The sequence below is a fragment of the Flexithrix dorotheae DSM 6795 genome, from assembly GCF_000379765.1.
Taxonomy (GTDB): domain Bacteria; phylum Bacteroidota; class Bacteroidia; order Cytophagales; family Flammeovirgaceae; genus Flexithrix; species Flexithrix dorotheae.
In genome coordinates, this window is record NZ_KB903476.1 from 448358 (window position 1) to 469993 (window position 21636).

The following is a 21636-nucleotide window of genomic DNA, read 5'->3' on the forward strand; positions in this document are numbered from 1 at the left end:
CAAAGTATTTTTAATCTTTTCTGGTAAAAAAACCTAGCCTTTCTTTTCTGTGGTAGTAGTCAGTTTCCTGATCAAGGTCCACTTCCTCCGGCCCATGTTTTATTTCCTTGTTTAAAATATAAATCCACACAAAAAACAACAGAATGTATACAATCATAAACATGATGATGGAAATCAAAACTTCTTCTGCGGCTACTGATTTTGATAAAGCATCACTGGTTTTCAGTAATCCATATACGATCCAGGGCTGCCTCCCTGCCTCAGCTGAAATCCATCCAAACTGGTTGGCCAATACGGGGAAAATCACTGAAATCACAAAAATTTTCAATAACCACTTTTTTGTGGCCAATTTTTTTAGGTAAATCAGGATAATTCCTATTGCCGTAATCCCTATAAAATACATCCCCAAAGCCACCATAGCATGATAAGTCTGGAAAACCAAACTAACATTTGGCCATTCATCTCTGGGAAATTCGTTCAACCCTTTTACTTCATGGTCAAAATCATCTCCTACTAGAAAACTCAACATTCCCGGCACCTTAATTCCATAAGTTGATTTTGTTTCAGGATCAGTTCCCCCTATGATATAAAGTGGAGCCTGCTTTTGGGTTTCATAATGCCCTTCGAAAGCAGCCAATTTGGCCGGCTGATATTCAGCCACTTCCTGGGCATGAATATGGCCTAAAACAGGTTGAAATGCAGAGGCTACAAATGCCACAATTAATGAAATCCGCATCGACCTTCTGGCTATTTCATAATGTTTTTCCTTCAATAAATAATAAGCGGAAACACTTATTACCAGAAAACTGCCCTGAATAAATGCTCCGACTATGGTATGGGTAAAGCGAATTACAGTAGAAGGATTAAAAACCATTCCCCAAAAATCTGTGATCTCGGCTCTTGCATTTAGTCCTTCACCAACGATGTGAAATGCCGTTGGGGTTTGCATCCATGAATTTGCCACTACAATCCAAAAGCCAGACATAATGGAACCAAGTGCAACCATACACGTAGCAAACAAATGAACCCTTGGGGAAACTTTATCCCAGCCAAAAAGCAAAATGGCTAAAAAGCCTGATTCAAGAAAAAAAGCAAAAATACCTTCGGCAGCCAGAGGAGAACCAAAAATATCTCCAACATATCTTGAATAAGTAGCCCAGTTCGTCCCAAATTCAAATTCCATCACAATTCCTGTGGCTACTCCAATCGAAAAGTTGGCGGCAAAAATTTTTATCCAAAACCTGGTCATTTTCTCATAAACCGGGTTTTTGGTCCTTACATAAAGCGACTCCATGATCACCAACAACAATCCCGTTCCAATACTAAATGGCGGAAATATGTAATGAAACATTATGGTAAGGGCAAATTGGAATCGGGCAAGGATTTCTACATCAAGGCTCATTCTTGTTTGATTTTTGCTGAAAATAAAGTCTGAGAAGTATTAAAATGAAGGAAATACCTGCTACAAGTTTTAATACTTTTTTAAAAATTATTTCATTTTCATCTGAGGCAATAAACCCAACTGACCTGCTAAAAATCCCATAGATTAGAAATAATCCGAGTGCGGCTAAAAAGGACTTTTGGGTTCTGTTTGTTTTCATTTTTCCTCCAAAAAGGTGGAAACAAAGGTAAACTTCATCCTTTATTTTCACTAACATTTTGTCTGATTCTTGCTAAAAAATCGAAGTATTTTTGTGCCGGAAGAAGGCTGTGTTTTATCCTTTTTTTATCTACTTTTAGGAAAGTAACAAAGGCTGTTTCCCGCTCATTTTTTTATGCTTACATTTTTTCATCCTAAATCTATTGCAATTATCGGGGCCTCTGAAAAGAAATTCAGTGTAGGTAGGAAACTATACGAAAATCTGAAAAGCAGTGATTATGAAGCCAAACTCTACATTGTAAATATTAATAACAGCAAGGTATTCGGAGAAAAATCCTACTCAAATGTAAAAAAAATCAAAAATCAAATCGATTTGGCCATCATAGCCATCCCTCCCAAAGAAGTTCCAGGTGTAATCAAAGATTGTGGACAAAAAGGGATTCGAAATGCCATTATAGTTACTGAAGGATTTAAAGTAAGTGGAAACATAGAAGAAGGCCTTTTAGAAGAAGAGTTAATGATATATGCCCGCAAATATAATATCCGTGTATTAGGCCCAAACTGTGTTGGTTTTTTAAACCCTCACATCGGGTTAAATGCTTCAATTTTAAGGGCAAAAGCACAACCCGGTCAAATTGCTTTTATTAGTCAAAGTGGAGCATTATGCAATGCTATTCTGGACTGGGGGAATAAAGAGAATTTTGGTTTCAGCCAGTTTATTTCTATAGGTTCAATGGCAGATTTGGAATGGGGAGATTTAATACTTTTCCTGGGAAATGACCCTCATACCAAAGCCGTCCTTATTTTTATGGAAAGCATTGTAAACGTCAGAAAATTCATTTCTGCTGCCCGGGAAGTTGCTTACACCAAACCTATAATTGTAATAAAAACGGGGAAATCTTTTGATGCAGCACAAATTTCAGTTTTCCATACCGGAGTACTGGCTAATCACGATTCCTATTACGATGCCTCTTTCAGAAGAAGTGGTGTATTGCGTGTAGACACTTTGGGAGAGCTGTTCTATATGGCTTCAGTTTTGGCCAAGCAGCCCATCACAAAAGGCAAAAGATTGGGAATTATTTCCAATGCAGGAGGCCCGGCAGTTTTGGCCACGGATGCCCTAATCAATGGAAGAGGGACCCTTGCCGAACTTTCTCCTAAATCCATTACGGCACTTGGAAAGATAAAAGCTTCAGAAAAATGGAGATTGGCCAACCCTCTGGATATTCACAGAGATGCCACACCCAATTCTTTCGAAAAAGTGGTAGAAATATTTTTTAATGAAGATAATTTTGATGGTTTACTCATTATCATTACTCCTCAATTACAAATTGACCTCAACCAAATTGCAATAAGGTTGAGAAACTTTGCCCAGGTGAAAAAGAAACCCATCATTGTAAGTGTAATGGGTGGTGATGAAGTAAATGAAGTAAGGGAAATTTTAAACCAGGCAAACATTCCGGTTTTTCCTTTCCCGGATATTGCTACAAGGGTTTTTAACTACATGTGGAAATATGCTTTTAATATCAAGGGAATTTATGAAACTCCCAGGCTTCCTAAATCTTCGGAAACACAAAGTATTTTAAAAATCCAGGCCATAAAAGAAATAGAAACAGCCTGTGAATCAGGCAGAACCTGGATGACTGAATATGAATCTAAGGAGGTTTTAAAAAAGTATGATATTCCCGTTATCCATACAGAATTGGCAACAAGTGAAATGCAGGCGGTTTTGATGGCTAAAAAAATTGGCTTCCCGGTTGCCATAAAAGTTCATTCCGAAATAGTAATGGATAAGCGAATTAATGGTGGAGTAATTTTGAATATCAATAGTAAAAAATCAGTCAGAAAGGCATTTAATCAGCTGAAATCTAATTTTACCAACATTTTTGGTCCTCAAAGTTTTAAAGGGGTTACCATTCAGAAAATGTTTTTCACCCACAATGGGCTCGAAACCATTTTGCGCAGTGAATATGACGAACAATTTGGTTCCCTGATTTATTTTGGAAATTCGGGAAAAGTGATAGGGCTTTATGAAGATGGAGCCATTGGTTTTCCTCCGCTTAATTCTACGCTTGCTCACCGGATGCTGGAACAAATAAAAATTTTCCATTTACTCAAAAATCAACCCGCATTCAATCCCCTAATTGTGGATGAACTGGAACAAATCATGGTGAAGTTCAGCCATGTAGTGGCGGAAAATAACATAATTAAAAGTTTCAAAATTGATCCCCTTGCCATTACCCAAAATGAAATTGTGGTACTGGATGCGCGAATTGAATTTCATGAGCCAGGAACAAATCCTGATGACCTGACACCTTTGGCTATTCGTCCATATCCCTCGCATTATAGTAAAAAGTGGACCATGAAAAATGGAGTAGATATCAATATCAGACCCATAAGACCTGAAGATGAGCCCCTTTTCATCAATTTTCACAAGACATTATCCAATGAAAGTGTATACTTAAGATATTTTCACCAGGCCAGTTTTGACTACAGGGTTTCCCACGAAAGACTATCAAGAATTTGTTTTGTGGATTATGATAGAGAAATCGCTTTGGTAGCAGTTACTGAAGAAAAAAGCCATGAAGATGAAAAAATATTAGGTGTGGGAAGAATTGTAAAATCAAGGGTTCTGAATGAGGCCGAATTTAGTGTCACCATTTCAGATCATATGCATGGCATGGGGTTGGGAACCGAACTTATCAGAAGAATTATTGAAATAAGCAAGTTAGAAAAAATTGATAAATTACTGGCTGATATCCTTATTGGAAATCAGGCCATGGTTGCCATTGTTAAAAAATTCGGGTTTGAAACTAAACTGGATCTGGAGGAACAGGTCACTAAAGTCTGGCTGAATTTGTAAATTCATTTTGGCCATATTTTCAGTAATAAAAACACCTATTTATTTTAAACTGAAACCAACTATTACATTTTTTAGAGTCACTTATGTTTAAAAAAATAAAGACCAAACTTCTATTTTTCTTTATTATAGTCGGGCTATTTCCTATGGTTTTGGCGCTATCTTATATTTACTACAGTTTTCCTAAAACCATTCAGGAACAGGTTTTCAATCAACTCACCAGTATTCGGGAAAGCAGAAAAAGGGACATTGTCAATTATTTTGTTGACCTTGCCGAAGAAGCCAGTTACGTAGGCTCCCGCCCGGTTGCCAAAAATGCTTACAAGGAAATTCTTGAAGCCTTCATAGCTGTGGAGGCTTCTGATTTAACAGAAGGAAATAAAGAAGATCTCCTGGAATATTATAATACAAAATACATCCCCTTTATTCAGGGTTTAAGCCAGGAAATCCATTCAGAGACTCTTTTTCCACAGGACCCTAAAACTATTTTTTTCCAAAACTTATTTTTGAATAACCATAATCAATCATCAAAGGCGAAAAAATATCTGGAAGTTCATAATAAGTTTCATCAAATATTCACTGAATATAAAAACTTCGAGAATTATTATAACCTCTATCTGATTGACAATACATCCGGATACATTTTCTACTCTGTAACTAAAGAAACCTGCTTTGCGACCAACCTTTATAACGGGCCTTACGCAGATACGCAATTAGGCAATCTTTTTAAAAAAGTAAAAGCACTCAAAACCCCGGAAGTGATCATGAGTGATTGTGAGCCTTTTCTCCCCTCCTATTCCCGGATTTCCAACTTTATCGGTACGCCAATTTTCAACGAAAACGGAGAAAATACAGGAACACTCATCATGCAAATGCCAGTGCAGGAAATTGACAATATTATGACCAATGCCGGGGAGTGGGAAGCCGAAGGATTGGGAAAAACCGGGGAGGCCTATTTGATTGGTGAAGACTTTAAAATGAGAAGTAATTCCAGGTTCTTTTTACAGGATCCGGATAAATTTTTCGAGATGACTTCTTCAGATGGAGAAAAAAAATCGAAAGAAATTAAATTTCAAAGTACCACTATTCTTTTACAACCGGTTTATTCAGATGGTGCAAAATCTGCATTTGATGGGATAGAAAACACCAAAATTATCACCGATTACCGAGGCCAGAGGGTATTGAGTTCCTTCACTTTGGTAGAGGGCTACGGTATAAAATGGGCGTTATTGGCAGAAATGGATATGGAAGAAGTACTGGCACCTGTTTTAAAAGTAAAAAGAAGACTATTTATTCTACTTCTAATTGCTGCAGCCACTGTCCTTATTTTATCTTTTTTAGTAGCTCAAACCATATCAAGGCCAGTTTTAAAATTATCAGAGGCTACCACTGCTTTAAGCGTAGGAGAACTGGGAATGCAAATTGACATAAAATCGAAAGATGAACTGGGAGAATTAGCGGCAGCATTTAATAATACTTCCATTGCTCTGAAAAAACAAAGAGCAGAAATAATTGAAAAAGCGGAGCGACTCGACCTGGCCAACAAAGAAACACAATTAAAAAATAATGAATTAAGAGAGCAACAGGAACAAATTCTTCAGCAACAAGAAGAGATACAGCAACAGAATGAAGAACTTTCTGTAAACATTGAAAAAATAGAGGATATAAATAAAAACCTTTCGGTACAAACCACTGCTATTGATTTATGTGCGATAGTTGCCATTGCAGATTTAAAAGGAAATATTATTCATGCGAATGAAAAATTCTGTGAAATATCCGGCTATGAAAAAAGTGAATTATTGGGCAGAAACCACAGTATCGTCAATTCAGGTTTTCATCCACGAGAATTTTTTAAGGATATGTGGCGGACAATAGGCAGTGGAAATGTATGGAGGGGAGTCATTAGAAATAGAAAAAAAAATGGAGACATTTATTGGGTTGACACCTCAATTGTTCCTTTTCTGAATCCGGAGGGGAAACCAGAAAAATACCTTTCAATCAGGTTCGATATTACAGATCAGGTAATTGCTACCGAAAAAATTAACGACCAGAACGAAGAACTGAAACAGTATAACGATCAGCTAAAAAAGCAAAATGAATTTATTTCCTCACAACAAACGGAAATAAAAGAAAACGAGGAAAGGCTAAACGCCATTTTGGAAGCCATCCCTATTCCAATAGTCATGACAAACCTGGAACAAAAGAAAGTCATTTTTGGGAATTCTAAATATGCCGAATTTTTTGGGCTTAATCGGGAGGAATTAGTAGGAATGAGTACCCCAGAGCTTTTTGCCAATAAAGAAGATAGACAAAAAGTAGTGGAAGCACTTACAAAAAACAGTGAAGTAAATAATTTCCAGGTTAAGGTAAAGAAAAACGATGGCAGACAACCCTGGATTTCCGCCTCAGGTAAAATATTTAATTTTAAAGGCCAGCTTACCACTGTTTTCGGATTTATAGATATTACTGCCGAAAAGGAAGCAGCCAGAAAAATTGATGAACAATTTAAGGAAATACAAGTTCAAAACGAGGAGATCCAGCAACAAAACGAGGAAATTACAACCATGATGGAATCTCTGGGTGCAACCAATGCCGCATTGAGGGAAAAGGAAGAGCGACTGAAATTTGCCATGGACTCAGCCAATATGGGTGCCTGGGATTCTGACCTTACCCATACTTTATGGGATGAAAAATGTGCCCTCATGCACGGTTACCCAAAAGATCATCACAGAGCTACCATTGATGACTGGTTTAGAGTTTTAGCAGAGGAAGACAAGGACCGGGTAAAACAATATTTTGAGGATTATCTTGCGGGAAAACACCCAAAATATGAAGTAGAATATAGAGTAAAAAAACCTGAGGGAGGTTTTCGATGGATATTAACCAAAGGGGCCTTAATTGAAGAGGAAGAACAAGATGGTTCAAAAAGAATGCTGGGCCTTGTAACAGATATTACCGAGAGAAAAGAAACTGAAGCGGCAATTTTGGATTATACACAAAAAATAGATAAAGCTTTTAAAGATCTTCAACTTACACATGAAGAATTAAAATCTACCCAGACACAGCTTGTAAACTCAGAGAAAATGGCTTCACTCGGCCAGCTTACAGCGGGAGTGGCCCACGAAATTAACAATCCGGTTAATTTTATCAGTGGAAATATCTATCCCCTGAAACGGGATATTGATCATATTCATAAGTTTTATCAGGAACTGGTTGAATTGTATCAGTCAAACGAGGGTAGTAAAAACGGTTTGGAAAAATTATGGGAATTGGCTGAAGACCTTGATATGGAATATTTATTTGAGGAAATAAAAGTGCTTTTAGAAGGGATAGAAGAAGGAGCTGACCGAACTGCGGAAATAGTATTAGGATTAAGAAGCTTTGCCAGAACTGATGAGGGAGATTTCCAACCCATGAATATTATTGATGCCATTGAATCCAGCTTAACCTTACTGAAAAATAAAACTAAAGACAGAATCAACATACATAAAGAATTTGCCGATGTAGGCCCAATAAAGTGTATGCCAGGGAAAGTTAACCAGGTTTTTATGAATCTCTTTTCCAATGCAGTGCAGGCCATAGATGGTAATGGAGATTTGTTTATAAAAACCATTGACGAGGGAGACTATCTGAAAGTATCTGTCAGAGACACTGGAAGAGGTATGCCAAAAGTCATTCTGGATAAAATATTTGAGCCATTTTTCACCACAAAAAAAGTAGGGGAAGGTACCGGGCTCGGGCTATCCATCACCCATGGAATTATCGAGCAACACAAAGGTAAAATTGAAGTAAAAAGTAAGGTAGGAGAAGGAACAGAGTTTATTATTTTATTTCCTAAAGGAAATATATAGCAAAAAAAGGAAGATTTAAATCTTCCTTTTCTTTAATTCCCTATACTGGTTATCCTCAATTTTGGTGTTTTTACTATTAAACGTTCCACGCTTACTAAAAAATGCTGCTACATTTGAAATTGGAGTTTGTATTTTTCTGGATTTAAAAAGGCTTTCGTTCATTTTTTGTTTTTTGGATTGATTTTCTAATTTATTACTAACTGCAGTGTTTGCCTGAATTCGGTCTTTAACAACAACAATGCTAATTTTCACTTATGGTATTTGGAATTATTTTTTTTTATCAAAATTTAAAGGTTTGTTCTTTTTGGGCATTTTTGATAAGGATTAAAACCAATAAACTTTCCTCCATCCTGTTTCGAATGCCTGTTCAATTTCTTTTAAATCAGGATGAGGATCAGTCACAATCACCAATCGGTCATATTGCAAAATTTTCCCATTTCTTAAATAAATCAGGCCCGCCATCGCCTCAATCCCACTAATCAATTCCAGCAACATATCACTGCCTTCTTCAGTAGTATCTTTATAGAAGTTAAGCGTAGAAATGTCCCAACCATTCTCTAACTTACTTTGTTTAAAAATTTCCTGTAAAAGATTAGTAGTTTTTTCTTTTCCTATGATGATTACTTTTTTCAAATCTTCTGCTATTGTTTCCATGATTAAATCACTTTTGTTGTTGTTTACAAAAGCAATTTGCACACTTTTACGGCCAGGAAAAACTGTTTTGAAGTGAACCGGAAAAATTTCGGAGTAATCGGGAATAGAATTAACAACTAATAGTTTAGTCTGTTAAAAAAATCTCAGGAGGATAGCAAACTTCAGCTAAATATAATCCATGGGCCGGAGCAGCATATCGGTTAGAATCCTGTGATTTGGATTGTATCTTTTCTTCAAATTCGGATAGGGTAAGCTTACCGGTTCCCACCTGTAACATGGCCCCTGTTAGCAACCGGACCATCCCTCTCAAAAACCGATTGGCTTTGATATGGAATTCAGTATGGTCCTGATCACTTTTCCAATAAGCTTCTGAAATGGAACAGCGATAATTATTTACCACAACTCTGGTTTTACAAAAGGCCTGATAATCAGAATATTGTAACAAAATCCCGGCAGCCTGATTCATCAGGTACAGATCCAGGTTGTGAGGAAAAAAACAAGCCAATCCGGTAGTGAAAGGATTTTTTTGATGTACAATTTTGTAAACATATGCCCGACTAAGCGCATCGAATCGGGCATGTGCCTCAGCCTTTACTTTTCTGAGGCTTAAAATGGAAATATCCTCATCTAAAAAGGCATTTAATTTATGCTGAAGATCCGCAGGATTAAATGGAGAAGAAGAATCGAAATGAGCATATTGTTGGGCACAATGAACTCCGGTATCAGTTCTTCCACTGCCATGCACAAAGATATCCTCCCTCAATAATTTACTGAGTTTGTCATTAATTTCTCCCTGAACACTTTTTGCATTATCCTGCACCTGCCAACCATGAAAATTTGCTCCGTGGTAAGCGATTTCTAAAAAATATCTCACACCTCAAAATTAATAGTTCTATAACAAAAGTTAATGCACACAATAAAAACCTTTATTCTATCAACCCAAATGTGTTGGTGGCGTAAATAAATCAAGACTATAATACTATTGCGTTTAGAAGGAATTTTCTTAAATTGGTTAAGAACCAATCGGTGTTTGTTAAACTGACAATCAGCTCCTTTCATAAATTTTAAGTATCACTCACAATACTTCTAAATCTTTTTAACCAAAAGAATCCGGGAAATTATCCTGACCCTACATCTTGTTTTTTCAATTGATTATCACTTTTTCAATTACTCATATGCAAAGGCTGTTACTACTTTATTTTTGTCTATTTATTAGTATTCAGATTATTCTTCCAGTGCAATCATTTGGGCAATGTAATCCTGCTCAGGACCTGCAAACCTTAAAGGATTTAAATAATGCGGGTTGGAAAATCGGAAACTGGGATAGCCAGCCTCCTAATTTAGCAGATTGGGACTATGTTAAAGACGTAGAAAATGGCTGTGTAAAAGAACTTGATGTCAGTAATTTAAATCTAAATATTATTCCGGATGCCATAAAGGGTTTTTCAAATATTAAATCACTCTGGTTAAATGAAAATAAGTTTACCGGCCAGATTCCGAAAAGCATTTTTGAATTAACCACACTTACAAATCTCTACCTACAGGATAATGAATTTACTGGTCCGGTTCCTGCTGAAATAAATAACCTTACCAACCTGGTTGTTTTTGGGTTAGACAATAACCAGGAAAACCCTAATTTTAGAATTGAAGATCCGATTCCCGCTCTTAATAATCTAAACCAGCTGGAAAAATTTTATGTGAGGAATCATGTTCTTTCAGGTCTTCCTGCCAATTTCCCCACCGGGAATCTGAAAGAAATTGGATTGGCAGGCAACTTTTTCACTTTTGAAGATTTGCTGCCTTTTGCCGAACTGAATAATTTAACGCATTTCTTTTATGCTCCTCAAAAAGAAATACCAACAGTTCAAAACTATACTGGGAATGCAGGAGATGCTTTGGAAATTGATTTAGGTATTGATAATGGAGTTGGGACAAATCAATACAAATGGTTTAAGGATGGAAACTTTTATTTGGATATTAATGGCTCCAATAAACTGACATTTGCTAATCTGGCCCCTGCAGATGCAGGCGAGTACTATTGCGAAATTATTAACCCCGATTTTCAGGATAAGGTAAACGCATTAGGAAATCTTACGACAGATAAAATCGATCTTAAACTGACCACAGTAAAAATTACAATTACTGTAAATCAAATCCAAAACCCATGTGAGGTAAATGACAAAGCAACCCTGCAAGCCCTATACAATGCCTTTGATGGCGATAATTGGACCAATAATGCTAACTGGAACTCCAACCTGCCCTTAAACGAATGGTTTGGAATTACCACCAATGCTGATGGTTGTGTGATTAATATCGAATTGGAAAATAATAATCTTACAGGAAATCTACCAATAGAAATTGGAGACTTTGAAAATCTTGAAAAACTGATTCTTAGTAACAATAATATTTCCGGGAATATTCCTAATGAAATTCAAAAATTAACCAAACTCACCCATCTTTATCTGGACAGAAATCAATTAGAACAGAATATTCCTACTGGTGTAGGACAACTCACTGCACTGGAATTTTTGCACCTCAATCAAAACCTATTGTCAGGACCAATTCCTGTCGAATTGGGGAATTTAACTAAACTTAAAAACTTTTCCCTTTGGTCAAACAACCTGACAGGCCAGATTCCTGGCTCATTGGCCGCATTAACAAGTTGTGTATATTTCGCTGTCGGAATTAATGACTTAGATGGAGCTGCGCCCGATTTTTTGGGAAATCTTTCAGAATTGTCAGAAATCTATTTAAATAACAATAAAAAACTGACAGGTCCTTTACCCAATTCCCTAACCCAGCTCACCAAATTGGGTACACTGCATTTTTTTGATACTGAGCTTTGCGCCCCAGATAATGATGAATTTAAAACCTGGCTGGCAAACATTGCAGATGCAAACCCAACCGATAAATTTTGCGAGTTGCTTTGTACCGATAATGATAAAGCCTCCCTAAAAGCCCTCTACACTGCCCTTGATGGCGATAACTGGACTAATAATACTAACTGGAACTCCAACCTTCCTCTAGACGAATGGTTTGGAATTACCACCAATGCCGAAGGTTGTGTGATTAAAATTGAATTGGAAGAAAACAATCTTAATGGAACGCTTCCCATTGAAATTGGAGATTTCAAACAACTGGAAGAATTGAATTTGGGGAAGAATAATATTTCAGGAGAAATTCCTACTCAAATTTCTGGTCTGGCTTCACTCAAAATTCTATGGTTAAATGAAAATAATTTAACTGGCCAAATTCCAGCAGAATTATTTAACCTGACTAATCTGACCAATTTATACTTGTTCAGAAATAATTTTGAACCACCTTTCCCAACCCAGATCAATCAGTTGGTAAATCTGCAGGTTTTCGGTTTTGATTTTAATGAATCAGGTTTCGAAGAAGATTTTCCGAATATCCCTAATCTAACAAAGCTTGAAAAGTTTTTTATTAGAGATGGAAAATTTAAAGACTTACAAGATATTTCGGCTTTTCCGCTCACTCACCTGGGTTTGTCCGGAAATTACTTCACTTTTGAAGATTTATTACCTTACGAGCCACTGAACCTGACTGAGTTTTTCTATGCCCCTCAGGAAAAAATTGGCGAAGCTCAAACCTACATTGTTGAAACCGGTGAAAACTTCACGGTAGATTTGGGAATAGATGAACAAATCAACACTAACACTTATAAGTGGTTTAAAAATGGTGAGCTTTACTCTACCATAAATGGTTCAAATAAACTTACTTTTACTCCATTTACTTCAACTGATACCGGTACTTATATTTGTGAAGTTAGCAATCCATTGTTACCAGAACTGATATTATTAAGTCATCCAATAACCATTCAGGAAAGTAATGTGGTGGACCCCAATACTCCACCCAAAAACCTGGTGGCTACACCGATAAACGCTTCAAGAATTGACCTGAGCTGGGAATATAATTTCAACTTCCAGGAAAACTCATTCGTCATTGAAAGATCCGAAGGAGTAAATACAAATTTTGAGGAAATAGCTACCATCGGGCCATTAACCGAATTAGCTTATCAGGATATCGAAGGCTTGCAGGAAGGCACCACATATTTTTACAGAATAAAAGCTCAAAGACCTTTAGATTTAATTTTATCTGGTTATAGTAATGAAGCTCAGGCAAAAACGAACTTTAGGCCTGTAGTATCCGATATTGAAAAGCAAAGCAACAATAGAGAAACTGTCCTCATTACATTAAATGACTTTGAAAATAGTTTTACCGATCAGGATAAGGAGGACCAGCTTGAAAGTGTGATGTTCAATGGGCTTCCGCAAAGTGGTACCCTTACCCATAACAATCTTCCTGTGACAGTTGGGCAGGAAATTCTGGCTGCGGAAATCGATCAATTGGTTTATACTCCCGAAAATGATTTTTCTGGTGAAATTGAAATTCCCTTTAAAGTGAGCGATGGAAAAGATTATTCAGCTCAAAACGGGAATATAAAAATAACCATTACCCCTACAGTGGATATCGATCTTACTGTAGTGAATGTAAGTGCTGCCAACAGGGAAATTAATGCAGGTGATTTCCTTGAAATTTTTGCCAGTGTGGGTAATATCGGAACTGAAAATGCTGCTCCTACCACATTTAAAATTTTATTATCAACCGATACCATCCCCGATCCCAGTGATACTGAATTATTCTCTCAGGAAATTCCCGAATTAAAAACCAGGGAAGCTGAAAATATCAACAATAATTTCCTAATCCCCGCTGAATCTACTCCTGGGAATTACTTCATCTTATTTATTGCCGATGCTGACAATGTAATTCCCGGAGAACTCAGTGAAGAAAATAATATAGTTCCCCTGAAAATCATCATTTTACCTAATGCAGAGGAGCTTGAAATAATGAATGTAATTACACCAAATCAGGATGGAAAAAATGATGAATTATTTATTAAAAACATAGAACGTTATCCTGAAAGTGAGGTAACTGTTATCAATTCAAATGGAGATATTGTATTTACACAGAAGGGATACAACAACGATTGGAACGCTACCGACAATGCAGGAAATACCTTACCCTTTGGGAAATATGTATGTTTAATTATCACCAAAGAACCCACATCCCAAACAATAAGAAGGCTGATTTCCATTATGCGGGAAAATTAACCACTATAACTACCTTTTTCAACAAACGTTTTCATGGATTCGAAAAAACTACTAAAATGAAACTATCTGCCCTACTACCCTTAATTTTCGTAATTTCATTCTATCAATTATCCGCTCAGGATTTACCTGTTTATATACAAAAACAAAATGTGGGTTTAATGTACAACCCTTCAATTTCCGGACTGAAAGAAGCTTCCTACGATTTTGCTTATGAAAATAAATGGTCGGGAGTGGAAGGTGCATTTAATAAATCTTATCTGGGCTTTCAATCTCCCTTAAATTCCGGAAACCTGGGAATGAGTTTCAATATTTACTACGAAAAATTTAATGTATTCCAAACGGTGGACTTTTCCGGAGGTCTGGCTTATCATGCTTTATTAAATGATAATGCCGTACTTTCATTTGGTTTGTCCGCAGAATTTATTTCCACTTCTCTGAATTTAAATGATGTCCAGGTAGTGGATTTGTCCGATCCGGTTATTTTCGATTTTACTAAACAAAATAAGTTTGACGGGTATTTTGGCGTTAACTTCTCCACACCAAAATTTCAGACAGGATTTTCTTTCAATAGAATAATGACCGCATTAAAATCAGAGGATAATAAAACACAAGGTGATATCATACATCCGGACTTTTTCACAGCTTATGGTCTGATAACTTTACCCGTTTCAAATGAAAGAGATAAGTTTGAAATTCTGGCCTATTATAAAAAATTTTCAACCTTCACAGGGGTAGCTGATTTGGGTGCTTATTATACTTACAATAATAAATTTACCCTCGGAGGAAATTACAGCACTAATTCAGCCGCTCATATTGCGGCTGGTGTAACCATAATTGAAAACCTTTCCCTGGGTTATTCTCATGAAATTTTATTGAAAAATTTTTCGGGAGTAGTAGGTGCATCCGATGAAATTACCATCAGGTATACTTTCGACCAGGTGGAGAGTATTTTTAACACCACCTCTGGAGGAAGGAATTTTGGAAAAACCGCTTCAAGAAGGTTAAATAAAATTTATACTGTGAAAAAGAAAAGAGGAAAAGGAAGAAACCCTACAGATAGTCATTCTCCTGGTAAAAGGAAAAAAATGAGAAATTTTAGAGGTCCAAAAAATTAATAATTCCCCAAAAAAAATGATTCACTAATCTTCTGTTTTTATGGATAATTTTCCCCAATTCAAGCCATAAAGATTCATAAATCATCAGCCGCTCATTATTTTTGAAAAATAGTAAGATAAAATTTATTAACTGAGCTACTAACGCCAAATAAGGGAGGGGAATCATTGAGTTAACAAACTGATTATCAATATTCAATCAACCTGTCTTATTTAATACCTGTGGCACCTGGCTATTTTCAATAAAACTTCATGCAAAAATTTACCCTTCGGGTTGTTAGTTATACCTTCATTATTTCCTTTATTTATGCGATTATCAGATACAATATTTTTAAAGGGGTTCCATGGGAAAACCTTCCCTTATATGTATCTAATAAAGCTTTTTCACTGGCTTCTTTAATCATTATCCTGTTTGTTTTTTCCCTCACTCCGCTAAAAAACATGGGCAGAAAAATTCCGGAACACTGGATGGAAGCAAGAAAAGGATTGGGTATTATCGGATTAATTCTGGCTTTTATTCATTCCGGCATTAGCTTCTTTATTTTAAACCCTGCCTATTTTGGAAAACTCTTTCAGGAAAACAACACCATGACCTTGTTTGGGGAAATCTGTATGCTTTCCGGAGTGATTTATTTCACCTTTTTGTTGGCATACCATGTAAACTTCCAGGCTTTATTGAGGGAAGGGAATCAGGTATTAAAAATTTTTACTACAAAAGGATTTATACTATTTGGCATGTTGATGAGTGGCTGCCATGTTTTTTTTCTGGGTTTAAAAGGCTGGCATATCATAGAAAAATGGCCAGGGGGATTGCCCCCCATTAGCCTGATTTCTTTTCTCGTATTTTTTATCGGATTTACGATTAATCTATTAGGAAGAAAGTAGTTGGTAGTTGGCTCCCTACAATCCTAAAATTAATCGTACAGCCATTCTAAAGTGAGTTTAGTAGATATTTTTCCACTTACTTTCCTCACCGTTGCAGGATAAGGATTGGATGAATTATAATTATAATCTCCCCAGTTAAAATTGATAGTACCAATTTTATCATCTCCATTAAAGTTAAGCGCTACATCCTGGTCCCACCATTGTATGGATAAGTTTCCTCTCAAATTCCCCACCTTATAGGACTGATCATTCAAATTAAAAGTTTTAGGCAGTTCATCCACCGGAACTGTAGGTGCATCTCCAAAAGAAGAACGATAATTAAAAGCAGTACTGCCATTTTCTAAAATCCTGGGGTAAAGTTCAGGACTTGGGAAAGCGGAGCCGGGATCATAACTTTTATCTTCTAAAGATTCACAAGTGATATTCAATATTTTCACACCAGTTGGTAACTGATCGCAGGTGGGTACATTATACTCAGCTCCTCCACCAATGGAAAACAGGTTATTAGAAGATAAATACCTGACTTTATACTGTACGGGTACCCCTAGAGATGGATCATTCCCGCCATTCTGCATAAATTCATATGCCTTTTGCACAGACTCCAAACCAGCTCCACCAGATACATTATCTGCTTCATTGGCACTTCCTCCTAAAATCGCCACATCAAAAGTAGCTTCTGAAAGCTCTTTGTCAAGCGCTCCGTTGGCTTCCCCGCTAATCACAGCCAATCCGGCCCTAACTTTTCCTGAAAGACTTGTCTTTGAAGAAAACTTTGTTCCTTTATAGGTAAATTTCCCTACCAGTATTCGGCCATATGCCACTTCTGAAATATATCCTAAAGGATCATCCTCTGTAGTAACCTCTTTAAGTTGTTCGGATGAAACAGATGGCCCGAAAAGGTCTGATGGCCTTACAGGATTTCCCATAGAAACCGTATGGTAAACCTGAAAGAATTGAATAAAAACACTTTTTTCTTCTACCGAATTTTTCATTTGAAATTTCGACCTTACCGAATTGTTCAGGTATTTCACATCAATTCCCAATTCAAGCATAGCCTGCTCAAGCGAATAAGCCTCTACAACTTTATACCTGATATTGGCTGCAAAATCCCCTTGTTGAGATGATTCTATTTCCTTTATCGCCTTATCCACATTCCCTCTTTGTGAAGGATCTTCCACCTTCCTGATATCGCCCAATGTGCTTGAAATTTCTACTGGAGTTCTTTCATAATTTCCGATTCCGTTAAGGTCTCTCAAATTTTTCAGATCACCTAATTTAATGATAGAGCCTGGATAAAGCGCAGCAGTATTGGTCGCAGTTCTGTCATCAAAAGCATTTAAAGTAAGGTTTTCCAATACATCAGTTCTCCTTACATTTACCACATCACATAGGAATTCTACTCCATTAGTGGCTTCGTTATATTTATCCTCATCCAAAAGGGTTTCTGTAAACTCACTCTGGGGAGCTTTAAATTCTGTTGATTTTTTTACTAAATCATCAATTCCCATAGCTGTCAGTTCCTTTCCCAAATCGCTTTCCTGTTGGCAATTTGTGATAAATACCGATAACAAAAGATATGCGGAAACTTTAAATAATATTTTCATAGCTTTATTTCATTTGGTATGATCTATTCAATAAATTGGAGATTATCTGTAGGTAGGGCAAAGAATTTTATTATTCTTTTTACCTGATGTGGTAATCCTGAAAGATAAAGTGGCCAGTAACTGGCTGGAGCCTGTCCAGGTGGAAAGTTTATCATCCGTACCTGCAAAATATTCTCCTTTCCCTCCGAAATAGTTGTATTGTGCGCCAATTCCAACAGGACCAAAATAATATCGGATTCCTGCTCCGGCTAATACACCTGCTCCATTGTCTTTTTCTATCAAATTAGCTTCACTGCCGGCAATTGGATCGCGTGTATCTTGTAAATCAGCATTCCAGAGGTTCATTCCCCCAAAAGCATATAATTTCAAATCTTTTGATAATTCTTCTCCCATAAAATGAGAAAAATTAAAATTGACCCTCAGGTATTTGTAATCCGGACTTAATAAAAAGCCTTCCTGTGTAAACTGGGTATTGAAGTTATAACCAGCAGCAATACTTACCGGAAAGTTCATTTTTCCATATTCTACAAATAATTCCCTTGGACCCAAAGAATTTTCCATATGCAGTTGGTTAGACTGGTACCACAATCCATAACCACCGCCAAATTCCCAATAGTTATTTCCTAGCCCTACATTAGGATCGAAAGGACTTTTGGTTTTCTTTTTTGGTCCTGATTTGGGAGGAAAAGTAGCAAATGATGTAGTTGCCCATGAAAGGCTAAATAAAATGATAAGGAAAAAGCTCCTTAGGGCTGGGGATAAAGTATTAGTTTCAATTTTCATTCTTCTGGAGGTTGGTTGTTCTCAGTTTATTTGATGTACGAAATACTATCAAATTCGATGATATCTCCAGATTCGGCTAATACTCATTAACAAATAGCCTAAGAGGCAAAATAGTAAATTGGGAGAGCATGATTATATAAAAACCTAATTATCAATCAATTAAACCAAAATTAACATCATTTCAGGAATCCATACCTATGCCTGTTAATAACTCTGAACATGTTTGATAAGCATGTAGGAAAAACCAGATATAGGTCTGGTTTTTCCCAAAAAGAACAGCTGTTTCTAAAAAACCTCTATGAAATATGAAGCAGAAAACTCTCCAGCTCCTTCCAGCTGAATCATTCCTTCCTTATCCCTAAAGTTTTGGGAGGAATCAACATGATCAGCAATGCCAAACCAAGGCTCTATACAAACAAAAGGCCCCTCTTTAGATTTAGACCAGATACCCAGAAAAGGAAAACCTTCAAACACTACCTTTAGATAAGGTTTCTGATTTTCATCTGCCAAAGCCACTTCATTTGAGGGGAAATTTTTAAAGACTAAAGCATCGTTTCGGAATAAATCATCTGCAATATTTATAGCCTCTGTATCCTCAAGTTTTAAATTTGTTTCTTCAGTTAATAAGCCATTTTTCAACAATATGGCTTCCGCATCCACTTTTTTACCAAAATTCAAGAAATAGTCACTCTTTTTTTTCTCAGGAGAAATTGGGCAATTAAAAGCAGGATGAGCGCCTATTGAAAACCAAATCGGGCTGGCCTGGGTATTATTCACTAAATAACCAACCTCCAATTGTTTTTCGCTCAGCTTGTAGGAAATTACCAGTTCAAAATCAAAAGGGTATTTGGAGTAATTATCAACCGAATTGTTGAGTTTAAAAGAAATCTCAGTTTCCGATTGCTCCACCAGCTCGAACTCTGCGTCACGGGCAAAACCATGTTGTCCCATCTGATAGCATTTGCCATCTATAAAATAGGTATCTTCCTTCAGTCTGCCTACTATTGGGAATAATACTGGAGTATGCCTTGCCCAAAATTTTGGATCCCCCTGCCAGATATATTCGATTCCTTTTTTATCGATTAAACTGGATAATTCTGCCCCCTTCGTTTTAAATGTCGCTGTAAGATTTTGATTTTGAATGGTGTAGGTCATTTATCAATTTAATTTTGATGAAAATTTTATGAATGAATTTAGGAAAGAAACCTGATATTTTTCATTATTTCCCAGGTTACTAAACCTTTAATTTGCCTGATACAATTCAATATTAGATTTTTCTTAAATTTTTGGATACCACAAAATTACTATTTTTGTTGAAAAGCCTTAACCAAATATAAAATGGAGCGCATAATTGGAGACCTTGGGAACAAAAAAGGGCAAAAACTACTGCTTTCCATTGGTGGAGTTCATGGAAATGAAACCAGTGGGGTGATTGCTCTGGAACGAGTTTTTGATTTTATTGAAAAAGAAAAAATTGACCTGAATGGCAGATTTGTAGGCCTTAGGGGAAATATTGCCGCCTTAAAAAGTGGGAGGAGATTTATTGATAAGGACATGAACCGGGTTTGGGATGATGAAACCATAAAAAAAGCCATTAAAAATGCTGAGCAGGTTTCAGAATATGCCGAATTGAAGGAAATTTTTGAGGTTTTTCAAAAACTTCAGTTTAACCAATACCCCGATCGTGTTTTTTTGGATTTACATACTACTTCAGCCGAAAATGGAATTTTCATTATGGTAGAAGAATTAGAAACTACAGGTTACATTGTAGAAAAAATCCATGCTCCCATGGTGCTAGGGCTTCATAAAGGCCTGTTAAATACTTCAATTCCTTATATGCACATGCATGGTTTTACCTCGCTGGCTTTTGAAGCAGGAAAAATTGGGTCATTTCAATCGGTTCATAACCATGAAATGATCATCTGGCAGGTATTGTGTTTTGCCGGATTTATTGATTGGAAAGATGTTCCCCTACAAATCCAAAATTATAACTACCTGAGTGAGAAGACTGCCCACCTTCCCAAAAAAATGATTTTGGAATACTGCCACCATATCCATCCAAAGGATGAATTTCAGATGAAACCCGGTTATAAAAACTTTGATAAAATTGAAAAAGGCGAAGTAGTAGCCAGGGACAGCAAAGGAGAAATAAAGGCACCAGTTGACGGATTTATGCTCATGCCTCTTTACCAACCCGAAGGAAGTGATGGATTTTTTATTGTGAAGGAAATGGAGGGGTAAAATATTTTTGATTCCTGTTTAATAAAAAAAACCGGCAAATTTTTCAATTGTACCGGCTTTAAGTTGATATTATGCTTTTGGTTAATCCTTCAAAATAGAAGGCGGTAATTTCATGGCTTTATTTCTTTTTATATTTTTCTCATTTACCCTGAAATAGGATGTTCTTTCCTGTTCGGCCAGGATTCTGTCCAGATTCAATTTTAAACCGGAACTTATTAAAAACAACAGGCTTTGGGTAAGCACTAATTCTGGATTGTTGCTTAATAAATTTTCCGCTTCTTTAAATGCTTTTATGGCTTCGGATTCCTTTTGCATTTTCAATAAAATAATGCCTTTCCGCTGTAACAATGAAGCTTTAACTCTAATTTCTTCTAAGTTTTTAGGGGGCTTATTCCCTATCTTTCTCAAGTTGATATCACAATAATCTAATACATCCTGGTAGGCTCCTGATAATTCAAGTGCTTCCAGCAAATACCCAACATAATGTCTTAAAAAAACATCCTGATCGTTGGTCTGAATAACCATTTCCATTGCATACTTAAAATACTTAATAGCCAGGTTGTTGTTCCCTTCCACAACATAAATTTTTCCCTGCTCAGCAATTGATTCATGTGTCCTCCATCCTGTGGATTTGCCTACAAGGGAGTTCATTTTTTCCACTCCGTAGTTCCCCATAATTTTAATGTTTTTAATTTCAGTAAATAAAAAGGATAGTCTGAATACTGTATTTAAGGTAATAAACCGGTTGGATAGAAAAAACAACCCCTTAAAACACCACTACAGATTGAAATTGAGGTAAAGTTACTCAATTAAATTATCCGGAGCAGAACATGGTTCTTACCTAAAAACAGTCCTGATATGCTGGTAAATTAGTTTATTAAAGGAGTAAAACTGGAAGAAAGTAATACTTATAT

The 21636-nt window shown here is 36.5% G+C and carries 14 protein-coding genes; 6 read left to right on the plus strand and 8 right to left on the minus strand.

The features are described from left to right. Positions 1-10 precede the first annotated feature (10 nt). Positions 11-1402 carry a cytochrome ubiquinol oxidase subunit I gene (locus A3EM_RS0132470; RefSeq protein ID WP_020532442.1) on the minus strand — a complete coding sequence of 464 codons (1392 nt, stop codon included), beginning with the start codon at positions 1400-1402 and terminating at the stop codon, positions 11-13. Beyond that, complete coding sequence (locus A3EM_RS0132475; RefSeq protein ID WP_020532443.1) at positions 1392-1658, minus strand: hypothetical protein; 267 nt, start codon at positions 1656-1658, stop codon at positions 1392-1394. Before A3EM_RS0132475 ends, A3EM_RS0132470 begins: the two co-directional genes overlap by 11 nt. Before the next feature lie 117 nt (positions 1659-1775). On the opposite strand from A3EM_RS0132475, the gene A3EM_RS44305 reads away from it, so the two are divergent. Then, positions 1776-4463, plus strand: a complete 2688-nt coding sequence (locus tag A3EM_RS44305) for a bifunctional acetate--CoA ligase family protein/GNAT family N-acetyltransferase (RefSeq protein ID WP_020532444.1) — start codon at positions 1776-1778, stop codon at positions 4461-4463. Between the two features lie 83 nt (positions 4464-4546). Further along, the gene (locus tag A3EM_RS46520; protein ID WP_083925345.1) at positions 4547-8311 is read left to right on the plus strand and encodes a PAS domain S-box protein; all 3765 of its coding nucleotides are present in this window, start codon (positions 4547-4549) and stop codon (positions 8309-8311) included. A gap of 324 nt (positions 8312-8635) precedes the next feature. Here A3EM_RS46520 and A3EM_RS0132500 read toward each other — a convergent pair whose 3' ends face one another. Continuing rightward, positions 8636-8965, minus strand: coding sequence for a hypothetical protein (locus tag A3EM_RS0132500; protein WP_157638196.1), 330 nt, complete (start codon positions 8963-8965; stop codon positions 8636-8638). 124 nt (positions 8966-9089) lie between these two features. Continuing rightward, positions 9090-9839, minus strand: a complete 750-nt coding sequence (gene truA, locus A3EM_RS0132505; protein WP_020532449.1) for a tRNA pseudouridine(38-40) synthase TruA — start codon at positions 9837-9839, stop codon at positions 9090-9092. Positions 9840-10140: 301 nt separating this feature from the next. Here truA and A3EM_RS46525 point away from each other — a divergent pair, with 301 nt between their 5' ends. The 3 genes from A3EM_RS46525 (at position 10141) to A3EM_RS0132525 (ending at position 16094) form a co-directional block, all read left to right on the plus strand. Then, positions 10141-14097: a leucine-rich repeat domain-containing protein gene (locus A3EM_RS46525; RefSeq protein ID WP_052323402.1), complete on the plus strand. Its 3957-nt coding sequence runs from the start codon at positions 10141-10143 to the stop codon at positions 14095-14097. Positions 14098-14153: 56 nt separating this feature from the next. Then, positions 14154-15212, plus strand: coding sequence for a PorP/SprF family type IX secretion system membrane protein (locus A3EM_RS0132515; protein ID WP_026210718.1), 1059 nt, complete (start codon positions 14154-14156; stop codon positions 15210-15212). A 249-nt stretch (positions 15213-15461) separates the two neighbouring features. Further along, positions 15462-16094 carry a hypothetical protein gene (locus A3EM_RS0132525; protein WP_020532453.1) on the plus strand — a complete coding sequence of 211 codons (633 nt, stop codon included), beginning with the start codon at positions 15462-15464 and terminating at the stop codon, positions 16092-16094. A 29-nt stretch (positions 16095-16123) separates the two neighbouring features. On the opposite strand, the gene A3EM_RS0132530 is transcribed toward A3EM_RS0132525, so the two are convergent. The 3 genes from A3EM_RS0132530 to A3EM_RS0132540 form a co-directional block, all read right to left on the minus strand. Continuing rightward, on the minus strand, positions 16124-17698 hold the full coding sequence (locus tag A3EM_RS0132530; protein WP_020532454.1) for a thiol-activated cytolysin family protein: 1575 nt from the start codon (positions 17696-17698) through the stop codon (positions 16124-16126). Between the two features lie 42 nt (positions 17699-17740). Next, a complete protein-coding gene (locus A3EM_RS0132535) occupies positions 17741-18481 on the minus strand; it encodes a hypothetical protein (RefSeq protein WP_020532455.1) in 741 nt (246 codons plus the stop codon). A gap of 285 nt (positions 18482-18766) precedes the next feature. Continuing rightward, positions 18767-19636, minus strand: coding sequence for an aldose 1-epimerase family protein (locus A3EM_RS0132540; RefSeq protein WP_020532456.1), 870 nt, complete (start codon positions 19634-19636; stop codon positions 18767-18769). A gap of 183 nt (positions 19637-19819) precedes the next feature. Here A3EM_RS0132540 and A3EM_RS0132545 point away from each other — a divergent pair, with 183 nt between their 5' ends. After that, positions 19820-20722: a succinylglutamate desuccinylase/aspartoacylase domain-containing protein gene (locus A3EM_RS0132545; protein WP_020532457.1), complete on the plus strand. Its 903-nt coding sequence runs from the start codon at positions 19820-19822 to the stop codon at positions 20720-20722. 81 nt (positions 20723-20803) lie between these two features. Here the strand turns inward: A3EM_RS0132545 and A3EM_RS0132550 are convergent, their stop codons facing one another. After that, on the minus strand, positions 20804-21397 hold the full coding sequence (locus A3EM_RS0132550) for a hypothetical protein (protein WP_026210719.1): 594 nt from the start codon (positions 21395-21397) through the stop codon (positions 20804-20806). Between the last annotated feature and the right edge of the window lie 239 nt (positions 21398-21636).

Excerpts from the sequence above, each read along its gene's own strand:
- A3EM_RS44305 (WP_020532444.1), top strand. The coding sequence starts at position 1,776 with ATGCTTACATTTTTTCATCCTAAATCTATTGCAATTATCGGGGCCTCT.
- A3EM_RS0132515 (WP_026210718.1), top strand. The coding sequence starts at position 14,154 with ATGAAACTATCTGCCCTACTACCCTTAATTTTCGTAATTTCATTCTAT.
- A3EM_RS46520 (WP_083925345.1), top strand. The coding sequence starts at position 4,547 with ATGTTTAAAAAAATAAAGACCAAACTTCTATTTTTCTTTATTATAGTC.
- A3EM_RS0132540 (WP_020532456.1), bottom strand. The coding sequence starts at position 19,636 with ATGACCTACACCATTCAAAATCAAAATCTTACAGCGACATTTAAAACG.
- A3EM_RS0132545 (WP_020532457.1), top strand. The coding sequence starts at position 19,820 with ATGGAGCGCATAATTGGAGACCTTGGGAACAAAAAAGGGCAAAAACTA.
- A3EM_RS0132475 (WP_020532443.1), bottom strand. The coding sequence starts at position 1,658 with ATGTTAGTGAAAATAAAGGATGAAGTTTACCTTTGTTTCCACCTTTTT.
- A3EM_RS0132530 (WP_020532454.1), bottom strand. The coding sequence starts at position 17,698 with ATGAAAATATTATTTAAAGTTTCCGCATATCTTTTGTTATCGGTATTT.
- A3EM_RS0132500 (WP_157638196.1), bottom strand. The coding sequence starts at position 8,965 with ATGGAAACAATAGCAGAAGATTTGAAAAAAGTAATCATCATAGGAAAA.
- A3EM_RS0132470 (WP_020532442.1), bottom strand. The coding sequence starts at position 1,402 with ATGAGCCTTGATGTAGAAATCCTTGCCCGATTCCAATTTGCCCTTACC.
- A3EM_RS0132535 (WP_020532455.1), bottom strand. The coding sequence starts at position 18,481 with ATGAAAATTGAAACTAATACTTTATCCCCAGCCCTAAGGAGCTTTTTC.
- A3EM_RS46525 (WP_052323402.1), top strand. The coding sequence starts at position 10,141 with ATGCAAAGGCTGTTACTACTTTATTTTTGTCTATTTATTAGTATTCAG.
- A3EM_RS0132525 (WP_020532453.1), top strand. The coding sequence starts at position 15,462 with ATGCAAAAATTTACCCTTCGGGTTGTTAGTTATACCTTCATTATTTCC.
- A3EM_RS0132550 (WP_026210719.1), bottom strand. The coding sequence starts at position 21,397 with ATGGGGAACTACGGAGTGGAAAAAATGAACTCCCTTGTAGGCAAATCC.